This window comes from Sphingomonas sp. CCH9-F2 (assembly GCF_001556735.1).
Classification (GTDB): domain Bacteria; phylum Pseudomonadota; class Alphaproteobacteria; order Sphingomonadales; family Sphingomonadaceae; genus Sphingomonas; species Sphingomonas ginsenosidimutans.
On the sequence record NZ_LSJO01000570.1, the window covers coordinates 1 to 12,495 of the forward strand.

Here is a 12,495-nt window from a genome sequence, read left to right on the forward strand (position 1 = left end):
CTGCTGCGGCGGGCGACCATCAAGCTGATCGCGGTGCGCCGCGGTACGGAGCTTCTGCGGCGGGTCGAGGCCGACTTCGAACCGCACATGGGTGACCGGTTGATCGTTGCGGGCCCGGCGGCCGAAATCGACGACCTGGCGCGCAGCGAGGGGTTGATCGTCGGGTTGCAGAACGTCGGGCATCCGATCCGCCTCGCCGACGACGAACGGGCCTCCGACGTGCGCCTTGTCGGGCTGACGATCGCGCCGACGCATCCGGCGCTCGGGCGCGCCTTGCGCGATATTCCGTTTCTCAACAATCTGCCCGCTCGTGTGCTTGGCATCGGGCGGGCCCGCCATCTGCCGGGTCCCGATCTGGGCAGCGTGCGGCTGCGTGCCGCCGATCACCTGCTCGTTGCAGCGCGTGAATCGGCCGTCCTCGAGTTGAATGAGAACCCGAATCTGATCGCGGAGGACACCAGCCACGTCCGCCGCTTCCGCCGCCGCCTCGCCCCGATCGCGATCGGCACGCTGGCGGCGGTCGTCGTGCTTGCGGCGCTTGGCGTCCTGCCCGTGGCGCCGCTCGCGATCGTCGGGGTCGCGGTCGTCCTGATCACGCGGTGCATCGATCCCGAGGAAGCATGGAGCGCGATCGACGGGAGCGTGCTGGTCCTCATCTTCGCGATGCTCGCGATCGGCAGCGGGCTGCAGGCGATCGGGACGGTCGACATGATCGTCGCCTGGGTCGCCCCGTGGCTGCGCACCTTGTCGCCGCTGATGCTGATCGCCGTACTGTATCTGCTGACGTCGGTCCTGACCGAAACGGTCACCAACAACGCCGTCGCCGTGATCATGACGCCCGTCGCGATCGGCATCGCCGGCGCCACCGGCACTGATCCGCGGCAACTGATCGTCGCCGTGATGTTTGCCGCATCGGCGAGCTTCGCGACCCCGATCGGCTATCAGACGAACACGATGGTCTATGCCGCCGCCGACTATCGCTTCGCCGATTTCCTGAAGTTCGGCATACCGATGAACCTGACGGTCGGCGCCGCCACGTGCGTCGCCATTCACCTCCTGATCGCATGACCGGTGCCGCGATCACCCGCTGAAGCATCGACCTGAGGCGTTTAGCCTGTAAAGGACCATCAACCAGTGGGAGTGTCCGATCCTCGTTTTCCTCGTCCTGTTGCCCTTCGCGGCCAGCCTGATGCTGGGGACCCTGTTCCGGGCGTCTCGGACGGTGCACATCGGCGTCGCGGGCGCGGCGACCGCGATCGGCTTCGTCGTGCTGCTATCACTGGCGCCGGCGGTGCTCGCCGGCGATCTGCCCGCGACCAGGGTCGCATGGGTGCCCGCGCTCGGCCTCGAGCTCTCGCTGTGGCTCGATCCGCTTGCGCTGCTCTTTGCCGGATTGATCCTCGGCATCGGGTTTCTCGTCGTCGTCTATGCCGCTGGCTATCTGAGCGAGGACGAGCCGACCGGGCGGTTCCTGTCGTTCCTGATGCTGTTCCAGGGGGCGATGGTGGGTATCGCGCTGTCGAACAACGTCGTGCTGATGCTCGTCTTCTGGGAGCTGACGAGCCTGTCGTCGTTCCTGCTGATCGGTTTCTGGCGCCACAAGGCCGAGGCGCGGCAGGGTGCGCGGATGGCGCTGGCGGTAACCGGCGGCGGCGGACTGGCGCTGATTGCGGGCATGCTGCTGCTGGGGCAGGCGGCGGGGTCGTTCGAACTGGCCACGATCCTCACGCGCGGCGCGATCGTGCAGGCGTCGCCGCTCTATGCGCCGGCGCTGCTGCTGATCCTGCTCGGCGCCTTCACCAAGTCGGCGCAGTTCCCGTTCCATTTCTGGCTGCCGCACGCGATGGCGGCGCCGACGCCGGTCAGCGCGTACCTCCACTCCGCGACGATGGTGAAGGCGGGGGTGTTCCTGCTTGCGCGGCTCTGGCCGGTGCTCGCCGGCACCGATCTCTGGTTCGCACTGGTCGCGACCACGGGGCTGGTCACGATGATCTTCGGCGCCGCCATCGCGTTGTTCCGCTCCGATCTGAAGGCGATCCTGGCCTATTCGACGATCAGCCAGCTTGGGTTGATGGTGATGCTGCTCGGCTTCGCGACGCCCGCCGCCGCTGCCGCTGCGGTGTTCCACATCCTCAATCACGCCGCCTTCAAGGCGGCATTGTTCATGAACGCCGGTATCGTCGATCACGAGACGGGGACTCGCGATATCCGCCGGCTGGGCGGGCTCGCCCGGCTGATGCCGCTCACCGCGACGATGGGTGTGCTGGCGGCGGCGGCGATGGCGGGCCTGCCGCCGCTCGGCGGTTTCATCTCCAAGGAGATGATGCTGCACGAGACCGCGCAGACCGCCGTTCTGGGCCAGACCTGGCTCGTCCCGATGCTGGCGACGGTCGGCGCGACGCTGTCGGTCGCCTACTCGCTGCGCTACGCGCTTGGGCTGTACTTTGGGCCGCAGCGCACGGGCGAGGTAGCGGAGCCGCATGATCCGGGTGCGGCGCTGCTGGCGCCGCCGTTGCTGCTCGTCGCGCTCGCGCTCGGTTTCGGGCTGCTGCCGATGCTGATCGCGGGGCCGCTGGTGACCGCGACGACCGCTGCGGTAACCGGCGGCGCGCCGCCGACGATCGATCTCGCGCTGTGGCACGGCCTCAACCTGGCGCTCGCGCTGAGCGTCGGTGCCGTCCTGGGGGGAGCATTTCTGCTCGCGCGTCACGCGCCCCTCGCGCGTCGGGTCGCGACCGGGCACTGGGTCGATGCGAAGCGCTTGTTCGATGCCGCGATGGACGCGCTGGTCACCGCGACGCGCCGCGTGACGCTGGCGATCCACGCGCCGTCGCTTCAGCGCTACCTGCTGCTGCTGTTCGCCACCGTGGTCGTGCTGGGGCTCGACGGCGCGACGAAGGTCGGTACGGTACTGACCGGGGGGCGGGCGACCACGCCGGCAAGCCCGGCGGCGATCGTCGTCTGGGTGCTGCTGCTGGCCGCAACGCTGACGGTCGTCGTCACGCAGCGGCAACGGTTCCTCGCGCTCGTCTTCATCAGCGTCATCGGCCTCGCCATCGCGCTTGCCTTCGTCCACTTGTCCGCACCCGATCTCGCGCTGACGCAGATCGCCGTGGAAGTGGTGACGATCCTGCTGCTGCTGCTCGCGCTGCACCTGCTGCCGAAGCAGCCCGCACGTTTGTCGAGCACGCGCCGCCGCCTGCGGGACGCCGTCCTGGGGCTGGTCGCCGGGGGTGGTGCCTCCGCGACGGCGTGGGCGATCATGACGCGTGTGCGAGGGGATACCATCTCCACGTTCCACTGGGCGAACAGCTACTCCGGTGGGGGCGGCATGAACGTCGTCAACGTCACGCTGGTCGATTTTCGCGCGTTCGACACGATGGGCGAGATCATCGTGCTCGGCATCGCGGGCCTCGCGATCTTCGCGCTGCTCGAGCCCGCGGTGCGCGGTACCGCCGGGCAGCGGCTGCGCGCATGGCGCGACACCATGCCGCATTCGCCCGAGCGGCACCCGATGATGTTCGTGATGGCGACGCGCCTGCTGCTGCCGCTGGCGCTGCTCGTCGGCATCTACATCTTCCTGCGAGGGCATAATCAGCCCGGCGGCGGCTTCGTCGCCGCGCTGATCTTCGCGATCGCCATCCTGCTCCAGTATCTTGCCTCCGGCTACGACTGGACCGACGAGCGGCGGCGCATCGGCGAGCACCCGCTGATCGCGTTCGGCGTGCTGATCGCGGTCGGCACGGGGCTCGGCTCGCTGGCGTTCGGCGCGCCGTTCCTGTCGAGCAGCTTCGGCTATTTCCACCTGCCCGTCGTCGGCGAGTTCGAGCTGGCGACCGCGATGATCTTCGACGTGGCGGTGGCCTGTGTCGTGCTCGGCGCGGTGATGATGGCGCTCGCGCAGCTGAGCCACGTCGCCCAGCGCGCGGCGCGGCAGCCGGATGCGGAGGGGGAGCGATGAGCCTGGAGTTCCTCATCGCCAGCGCGATCGGCGCACTCGTCGCGGGGGGCGTCTACCTATCGCTGCGCGCCCGAACGTTTCAGGTCGTGCTGGGGCTGACCCTGCTGTCCTACGCGGTGAACCTGTTCCTGTTCGCGGTCGGGCGGCTGACGGTCGATCGCCCTCCACTCTATGCGAAGGGGGTGGCCGACTACGCCGATCCGCTGCCGCAGGCGCTGGTGCTCACCGCGATCGTCATCACCTTCGGCATGACCGCGCTCAGCGTCGTGCTCGCGCTGCGCAGCTTCCTGGAAAGCGGGTCCGACCAGGTCGACGGTATCGCTGACGAGGAGGCGGAATCGTGACCGCGTTCGATCACCTGATCGTTGCGCCGATCGTCATTCCGGCGGTGACCGCCGCCGTGGCGCTGCTGGTGATGCGTCGCCGACGCCGCCTGGGCGCCGCGTTGTCGCTGGCCGGCTGCGTCGCCGGCCTGCTCGCCGCGGTCGCGCTGCTGGTCACCGCGAGCGACGACGCGATCCGCGTCTACGCGATCGGCGGCTGGCGCGCGCCGTTCGGGATCGTGCTGGTGCTCGACCGGTTGTCGGCGGCGATGCTGGTGCTCGCGAGCCTTCTCGGCACGATCGTCATGGCGCACGCGGTGATCACCGCGGCGGATCGCAAGGGCTGGCACTTCCACCCGCTGTTCCAGTTCCAGTTGCTCGGGCTGAACGGCGCGTTCTTGACTGGCGACCTGTTCAACCTGTTCGTGTTCTTCGAGGTGCTGCTGATCGCCTCCTACGGCCTGATGCTGCACGGCCAGGGCGCGGCGCGGCTGAAAGCCGGCGTCGCCTATGTCGTCGTCAATATCGTCGGATCGGCGATTTTCCTGGTCGCGCTCGGGCTGCTCTACGGTCTGACCGGCACGCTCAACATGGCCGATATGGGCGTTCGGATCGCGATGCTGCCATCGGGCGACGGCGGGCTGGCGCGAATCGCCGGCCTGCTGCTGACCGCGGTGTTCGCGCTGAAGGCCGCGCTGGTGCCGCTCCATCTGTGGCTGCCGCGCACCTACGCCGCGACGATGCCGGTCGTCGCCGCGCTGTTCGCGATCATGACGAAGGTCGGCGTCTATGCGATGATCCGCGTCGTTCCGCTCGTGTTCGGCGCGACAGCGGGCGAGGCGGCGTGGGTGCCGTCGCCGTGGCTTGCGCCCGCCGCGATCGTCACCGCGCTGCTCGGCTTCGGCGGCGTGCTGTCAGGCCGGGGATTGCGCGAGAGCGCGGCGTTCGCGGTGCTGGGGTCGACCGGATCGTTGCTGCTCGTCCTCGCCGCGTGGACGCCCGCGGCGACCGCGGCGGCGCTGTTCTACCTGATCAACGCGACGCTGGCGGGGGCGGCGCTGTTCCTGGTCGCCGACGTGGCGATGCGGCGGCGCGGGCAATATGGCGACGCCATTGTGCCGACGCCGCGCTTCGCCGGGCAGGATGCGGTCGGGCTGCTCTATCTGGCGACGTGCATAGCGGCGATCGGGCTGCCGCCACTGTCGGGGTTCATCGGCAAGCTGCTGATGTTGCGCGCGACGGTCGATGCGCCGGCACAGCCCGCGATCTGGGCGACGATCCTCGGGACGACATTGATCGGCGTCGTCGGTTTCGCGCGTTCGGGCAGCGCGATCTTCTGGAAACCGGCCGATGGCGGTGCCGGGCTGGTGTCTGCCGAGCGATCGCGCGCCGATCTGACGGCACCGGCGGCGGCGCTCGGCGCGATCGTCCTCCTCACCGTTTTCGCTGGACCGGTGTCGGACTGGACCGCGGCAACGGCGCGCCAGGTCTTCGCCGCGGATCGCTATGTCGCCGCGGTGCTCTCGTCGGAGGCGGGACGGTGAGGGCGCTGCTGCCGCATCCCGCGCTGTCGGCGCTGCTGTTCCTCGTCTGGCTGCTGATGGCGAACAGCGTCACGCCGGGCGGTATCGTGCTCGGCGCGGTCTTCGCGATCGTCCTGCCGCGCTTTACACGTCCGTTCTGGCCGGATCGCCCGCGCGTCCGCTTCAACCGCGCGCTGCTCGGCTATGCGCTCGTCGTGCTGTACGACATCGTCGTCGCCAACTTCGATGTCGCGCGGCTGATCCTGTTTCGCCGCAACCGCGACCTGCGCGCGCGCTGGCTCGTGGTGCCGATCGCGCTCGACACGCCCGAGGCGATCACCGTGCTGGCCGCCACCATCAGCCTGACGCCGGGCACCGTTTCGTCCGACGTCTCGGCGGACGGTCGCTTTCTCCTCGTCCACGCACTCGACGTCGCCGATCCTGCGGCGGAGATCGCACGGATCAAGGCGCGCTACGAGGCGCGCCTGTTGCGGATCTTCGCATGATCGAGGTCGCGCTCCACATCGCGCTGGGCGCCGTCGCGCTCGCTCTGCTGCTGAACGGCTGGCGGCTGTTGAAGGGCCCGGCGATCGGCGACCGTATCGTCGCGCTCGATACGATGGTGATCAACGCGATCGCGGTCATCGTGCTGATCGGCATGATCGGCGGCAACGACACGTATTTCGAGGCGGCGCTGCTGCTCGCAATGGTCGGGTTCGTCGGCACGATCGCCTATTGCAAGTTCATCCTGCGCGGGGACATCGTCGAATGAGCAGCGCCATCGATCTCGCGGTGGCGGCCCTGGTGCTGCTCGGCGCCGCCTTCGTGCTGATCGGCAGCTGGGGGCTCGTTCGGCTGCCCTCGACGATGGAAAGGCTGCACGGGCCGACGAAGGCGACGACGCTGGGTCTCGGGGCGCTTCTGGTCGGTTCGGTCGTCTTCTTCCAGGGGAAGCTGGGCGTGTGGACCGCCCACGAACTGTTGATCTCGGTCTTCCTGTTCATCACCGCGCCCATTTCCGCGAACATGATCGCGAAGGTCCATCTTCACCGCATGCGGACCGGTGCGCTCGTCGAGCCGGAGAGCATCGCCGGCGAGCCGCCTGCGCCGGCACCGGATGTCGACTGGGCGACGTTCCAGGCGCCGCGCGACGGCTCGTCGGCGTCCACCGCGGGCAGTTGAGCATTTGGGCGGCGCATCGCGCTTCCAGCTTCGTCGCCACAGCGCCGCCCCCCGCATGGATATCGCTCGCCCGACGTCCAGGGTGTTGCGCCGTCGACAGGTCAGTGTGGCGCCAGCCCCATCTCGACGCCGGTCTTGTCGTGGAGGGCGAAGCGATCGACGATATCGGCGCTGGCGCGATTGTAGCCGACGACTTCCACCGCGCGTCCATCCCGACGCAGGCGCGCGATGATCCTGTCGAGCGCGCCGACGCCCGAAATGTCCCAGAAATGCGCGCCGGTGACGTCGATCACGACGTGGCGTGCCTTGTCCTCCGCCTGAAACGCACGGGTGAACCGCGTGACCGAGGCAAAGAAGATCTCTCCGGCGACGCGATATGTCGCGCGGGTTCCGTCCTCGGTTTCCTCGCGTTCCACCACGAACATCCGCTGGACCTTGCCGGCGAAGAAGATGCCCGACAGCAGAACGCCGGCGAGCACGCCCAGCGAAAGGTCGTGCGTCGCGACAACCACCCCGACCGTCGTCAGCATGACGATCGACGACGTCGGCGGATGGCTGCGCAGGTTGGGGATCGAGTTCCAGCTGAACGTCCCGATCGACACCATGATCATGACGGCGACGAGCGCGGGCATCGGTACGCGGCCGACCAGCGGGCCGAGCACCGCCAGCAGGAACAGGAGGAACGCGCCCGCGAAGAACGTCGACAGGCGTCCCCGCCCGCCGGAGGTGACGTTGATGACCGACTGCCCGATCATCGCACATCCGCCCATGCCGCCGAAGAGCGCGGCGACGATGTTGGACCCGCCCTGGCCCGCGCACTCGACGCGCTTGTCGCTGTCGGTGTCGGTCATGTCGTCGACGATCTGTGCGGTGAGCAGCGATTCCAGCAGGCCGACCGCCGCCATCGTCAGCGAGTAGGGCAGGATGATCCGCAGGGTGTCGAGCGTCAGCGGGACATTCGGCAGAACGAGGCTGGGCAACCCCGCGGGGAGCCTGCCCATGTCGCCGACCGTGTTCACGTCCAGACCCATGCAGATGCTGATCGCGCTGAGGACGAGGATCGCGACCAGCGGTGACGGTACGGCCGTGGTGATACGCGGCAGGCCGTAGATGATGGCGAGACCGCCTGCGACCATCGCGTAGGTGTCCCAGCCGACGCTCGTCAGCTGCGGCAGCTGCGCCATGAAGATCAGGATTGCGAGCGCGTTGACGAAGCCGGTGATGACCGAGCGGGACACGAACTGCATCACCAGGTCTAGGCGAAGCAGCCCGGCGATGATCTGGATCAGCCCATCAGGATCGTTGCGGCGAAGATATACTCGACGCCGTGCTCGCGCACGAGCGGGGTCACGAGCACGGCGACTGCCGCGGTCGCCGCGGAGATCATGCCGGGGCGCCCGCCCATCAGCGAGATCGTGATGGCGATCGCCACCGAAGCGTAAAGGCCTAGGCGCGGGTCGACGCCGGCGATGATCGAGAAGCCGATCGCCTCGGGAATAAGCGCGAGGGCGACGACGATGCCCGCCATGATATCGCGGCGGGCGGCGGTGCCGTCAGTGAACCACTGGCGGCGATAGGAAGCGAAATCGAATGCCATAAGAAGTCCACATCAGGGCACATGGCGCGGAAGGCGGCGCGGTCGGGTTGCATGTGTGATGTTGTCCGGCGGATCGGCGGCCGGCATAGCCACCCGGGTTCGCACCGGGTCCTTGCGATTGGTGCTCGCCTTACGCTAGGAAGAAGTGTCGGCGCAACCGGCGACGTGGTCAGGCCGAGGGCGCGGTGGCCGTCCTGACGATGAACGTCTTCCTGCGATTGACCGAAACGCCGTCGCCCGGCGTCGTCGAAGGCTTTCCGGGGTAGCCGGGATGGCCTCCACACGATCTCCACCTGACCTCGACGGTCACGCAACCCGCTGCTGTGAGGGGCGTCGTCATGATCGCTGCCCATCCCCTTCGCCGCGGCGTCGCGCTGTCGCTGCTGCTGCTCGCTCCGCTGGCCGCATGCGTCGCCGAAGCGCCCGCCGCGCCGCCGAGCGCGGCCGACGTGATGACGACGCCTGTCGGCCCGGCGCCGGCGACCGCGACTCCGGTACTGATGCGGCAACCCTGACCGGCCTACCTGACGACGGGGAAATGTTCCGCTTCGCGAAAAGGATGGAGCGGCGTCAGGGCTGAAGATTTCGGCTTGCTGGGCGCGCCATCGCCATTGACGTCGCGTTACGGCCGGTACCGGTGCGGGCTGCGGTCAACCGGCGCGCAGCGTCAGTGACACCCATAGCGTGCGCGGCGTGGCACGTTCGATGATCGACGTGCCGCTGATCCCGGTTTCGACCCGCGCATCGAACAGGTTCTCGCCGCGCAGCTCGACCCCGATCGCGCGGGTGAGCGGCACGGCGGCGACCGCGTCCAGTGTGGTCGCGGGAGCGAGCGAGCGGCTGTTCTGGTCGTCGTCGAACTGCCGCGCGCCGTGACGCAGCGTCGCGGACAGCGCGGCACGGTTGCGGCGCCACCCTGCCGAGGCGGATACTAGGTCACGCGGCGTCTGCGCCGGCCGCAACCCGTCGAGCGCAGCGGCTGGCCCGCTGGCCACGACGCGCGGGTCGACATGGCTCCACGACCCTTGCGCGAACAGCGGGCCGTGCTGCCACCGCGCCTCCACCTCCACCCCGGTCGAGCGGATCGCGTCGAGGTTCCGGCGCACGCGATAGGTGCCGCCCGCCGCAACGAAGCCGACGCCGGGGAACGTCCCCGGCCCGGGCCCGGCGGTGACATTGGCGATCGCCCCGGCCAACCGGTTCCAGAACAATGTCGCGCTCAGCGTCAGGCCGCCGCCGGGCGCCAACACGATGCCGCCGTCGACGCCGCTCAGCTGCTCCGGCGACAGCGCGGCATTGGCCGAGGTCGCGTCCGCGCCGACACGGAACGGGCGGTACAATTCGTTGAGCGTCGGTAGCCGCCATCCGCGATAGGCCGCGGCCCGCAGCGTCAGCGCCGGCACCGGCCGCACCGCAACGCCGGCACGCCCGGTCCATTCGGTCCCCGACCGCTCGGGAAAGCGTGTATCCGTCAGCGTCCCGCCGGTCGCCAGCGTCGTTTCCCGCAAGGCTCCGTCGGACAATCGCCACCGATCGACGCGCCCGCCCAGCGTTAGCGTCGCAACGCCCGCGGTCAGGCTGGCATCACCGAACAGGCCGTAGGTCAGTGCCGTGCCGCCCGCGACGCGGCGGCGCGTGGGCTGCGCGCCGACAAAGGTGTAGAGCTCCTGCGTCCGCCCATTGACGCGCCGCACGTCGCCACCCAGCCGCAGGTCGCGCCCCGCGCCGACCGGGGGCGCGATTTCGACGCGGCCGCCCATGCCGGTCGCGGGGGTGTTGTATTGGTCGAGCGTCTGGGTCGCGCTGGTCCGTGCGGCGTCGATGGCGGCGAATTGCGAGGCGAAGGCGCGCGTCTGGAGATAGGCGAGCGCGCTCCATCCCCAGGTGCCGCGCCCGATCACGCGCAGGCTGGCGTCGGCGCCCTCGCTGCGGTTGCGGGTGAAGGCGGTGCCCCGGTCGCGCGTGTCGGTGAAGCCGGACAGGTTGGCCTGAAGCTCGGTCATGGCGGTCAGCGCCACGACGGTGCGCGCGGCGGCCGAGAATTGCTCGAACGGGGCGGCGCGGTCCACCGGGCCGCGGCTTTCCGCCACGGTGGGGACGAAGCCGTCGCCGCGCATATAGGCCGCCGACAGCGTCGCGAAGCCGCCGTCGCGCGCCAGTAGCGCCGATCCCGCCGCCGACAGCGAGCGGCGGCTGCCATAGGCGATGTCGGCGCCGAGCGCGGGTTGCCGTGCGGGGTCGGCGCTCTCGATTTCCACCGTCCCCGCCAGCGCGCCCGGCCCGAAATAGCCGCTGCCCCCGCCGCGGGTGACGCGGATCAGGCCGATACGATCGGTGGCATAAGCTGGGAAGGGCACCCAGCCGCCGAAGGGATCGGCCTGCGGCACGCCGTCGAGGATCAGCAGCGCTCTGCTGGAGGCATTGCCGCCGATCCCGCGCAGCGAGATGCCCTGGCTGGTCGGGTTGGCCGAGCGCGAATCGCTGCGGCGGAACTGCTGTAGCCCGGCGACGTCGGCCAGCACGTTTTCCAGCCGCCCGCTGGCATTCTCCGCGATCCGCTGCGCGTCGATCGTCACGGTGTCGAAGGCGGCGTCGCCGGGGCGGGCGGGCAACCCGCGGCCGACGACGATGATGTCGTCGCTCTGACCGGTGCGCTGCTGGGCGGCGGCGGGGCAGGCGATGCTGCCGGCGAGCAGCAGAAAGGGGAAGGCGGGACGCATCCGGCCTGCCATGCTGGGTTCCGGCGCGCCCGGCAACCCGCGTCGCGGGGCCGTCAGGCGGCGGTAGCGGCGAAACGGTCCAGTTCGGCCAGATAGGCGGCGCGCTGCCCCGGCGGCAGCCATGCGGCGTTGAAGGCGTTGCGCTGGATCTGGACCAGCTCGGCGCGGGTCAGCGCGCTGACCGGCTGCGCATCGACGATCGCGTCGGCGACGTAGCGGCTGCCCATATAGGCCGGATCGTCGGAACTGATCGTCACTGCCAGCCCCTGGTCCAGCATCCCGCGAACGACGTCGATCGGCGCGCCGCCGGTCGCGACCTTGCCCGAAAAGCCGGGGCAGACGGTGAAGGCCAGACCGCGGGCGCGCGCGATCGCGACCAGTTCGGGCGACTGGAGGATATTGCCGCCGTGGTCGATGCGATCGGCGCGCAGGTCGACGATCGCCTGGCGCAGATGCTCCAGCGTGTTTTCCTGATTCAGGTCGCAGTGCATCGTCAGGTGCAGCCCGGCGGCGCGCGCCTTCGCGAACAGCGGCGCGAAGTCGCGCGGCGGATGACCCTTTTCATCCGAATCAAGTCCGACCGCGATCAGGTCGCGCTTGAACGGCAAGGCCGCGTCGAGCGCCGCCGCCGCGGTATCCAGCGGCGCGTCGCGCACGAAACACAGGATCAGCCCCGATCCGATCCCCAGCCGCTTCGCCGCGTCGCCGCGCGCGCGGGTGATGCCGGCGATCACCGCCGCCATCGGCACGCCGCGCTTCAGATGTTCCTGCGGGTCGAAGAACATCTCGGTATAGCGCACATTCTGCGACGCGGCCTTCGTCAGATAGGCGTAGGCGAGGTCGTAGAAATCCGCCTCGGTGCGCAGCACGTCCATGCCGCTGTAATAGATCGCCAGGAAACTGGGTAGGTCGTGGTAGCGATAGCTGGCGCGCATCGCCTCGACCGTGTCGTAGGGCAGCTTGATGCCGTTGCGCCTGGCCAGCGCGAATTTCATGTCCGCTTCCAGCGTCCCTTCCAGATGGAGGTGCAGTTCGGCCTTGGGCATCGCGCGAATGAAGCGTTCGGTCGCCGCATCCGGCGCCGCCGCCCCGCCCAGCAGCGGGACCAGCGGTGCGCACAGTCCGGCGCGAAGGATGGTGCGGCGGTCAAACATGGCAAGGCTCCGGTGGCAGGGGGAGGGGGGCGGGG

The 12,495-nt window shown here is 69.4% G+C and carries 10 protein-coding genes, 1 pseudogene and 1 other annotated feature; of the genes and pseudogenes, 8 read left to right on the forward strand and 3 right to left on the reverse strand.

Translation table 11 applies throughout. From position 1 onward, the window contains the following. The 7 genes from AX685_RS15995 to AX685_RS16025 form a co-directional block, all read left to right on the forward strand. A partial coding sequence (locus AX685_RS15995) for an SLC13 family permease (RefSeq protein ID WP_269450502.1) occupies window positions 1-1,068 on the forward strand: 1,068 nt, incomplete at its 5' end. A 79-nt stretch (window positions 1,069-1,147) separates the two neighbouring features. Next, complete coding sequence (locus AX685_RS16000) at window positions 1,148-3,961, forward strand: monovalent cation/H+ antiporter subunit A (RefSeq protein WP_082741020.1); 2,814 nt, start codon at window positions 1,148-1,150, stop codon at window positions 3,959-3,961. After that, window positions 3,958-4,305: a Na+/H+ antiporter subunit C gene (locus AX685_RS16005; protein ID WP_176484897.1), complete on the forward strand. Its 348-nt coding sequence runs from the start codon at window positions 3,958-3,960 to the stop codon at window positions 4,303-4,305. Before AX685_RS16000 ends, AX685_RS16005 begins: the two co-directional genes overlap by 4 nt. Further along, on the forward strand, window positions 4,302-5,828 hold the full coding sequence (locus AX685_RS16010; protein WP_066490434.1) for a monovalent cation/H+ antiporter subunit D: 1,527 nt from the start codon (window positions 4,302-4,304) through the stop codon (window positions 5,826-5,828). The genes AX685_RS16005 and AX685_RS16010 overlap by 4 nt, the downstream gene beginning before the upstream one ends. Then, window positions 5,825-6,313 (forward strand): Na+/H+ antiporter subunit E, encoded by a 489-nt coding sequence (locus tag AX685_RS16015; RefSeq protein WP_066490436.1) that lies wholly within the window; start codon window positions 5,825-5,827, stop codon window positions 6,311-6,313. The genes AX685_RS16010 and AX685_RS16015 overlap by 4 nt, the downstream gene beginning before the upstream one ends. After that, entirely contained in the window at window positions 6,310-6,579 is a 270-nt protein-coding gene (locus AX685_RS16020; RefSeq protein WP_066490437.1) for a K+/H+ antiporter subunit F, read from the forward strand. Before AX685_RS16015 ends, AX685_RS16020 begins: the two co-directional genes overlap by 4 nt. After that, window positions 6,576-6,989 (forward strand): Na+/H+ antiporter subunit G, encoded by a 414-nt coding sequence (locus AX685_RS16025; protein WP_066490440.1) that lies wholly within the window; start codon window positions 6,576-6,578, stop codon window positions 6,987-6,989. The genes AX685_RS16020 and AX685_RS16025 overlap by 4 nt, the downstream gene beginning before the upstream one ends. 101 nt (window positions 6,990-7,090) lie before the next feature. Here AX685_RS16025 and AX685_RS16030 read toward each other — a convergent pair. Continuing rightward, window positions 7,091-8,586, reverse strand: a pseudogene (locus AX685_RS16030) (SulP family inorganic anion transporter). 59 nt (window positions 8,587-8,645) lie between these two features. Next, window positions 8,646-8,701, reverse strand: a sequence feature (sul1 is cis-regulatory element that is thought to sense ions involved in sulfur or methionine metabolism; They are found in Alphaproteobacteria). Between the two features lie 223 nt (window positions 8,702-8,924). On the opposite strand from AX685_RS16030, the gene AX685_RS16035 reads away from it, so the two are divergent. Continuing rightward, window positions 8,925-9,101, forward strand: a complete 177-nt coding sequence (locus AX685_RS16035) for a hypothetical protein (RefSeq protein WP_156445864.1) — start codon at window positions 8,925-8,927, stop codon at window positions 9,099-9,101. Between the two features lie 135 nt (window positions 9,102-9,236). Here the strand turns inward: AX685_RS16035 and AX685_RS16040 are convergent, their stop codons facing one another. Further along, entirely contained in the window at window positions 9,237-11,306 is a 2,070-nt protein-coding gene (locus tag AX685_RS16040; protein ID WP_066490447.1) for a TonB-dependent receptor, read from the reverse strand. Window positions 11,307-11,359: 53 nt separating this feature from the next. Next, the coding region (gene add / locus AX685_RS16045) for an adenosine deaminase (protein WP_331710184.1) at window positions 11,360-12,495 on the reverse strand (1,136 nt) is incomplete at its 5' end.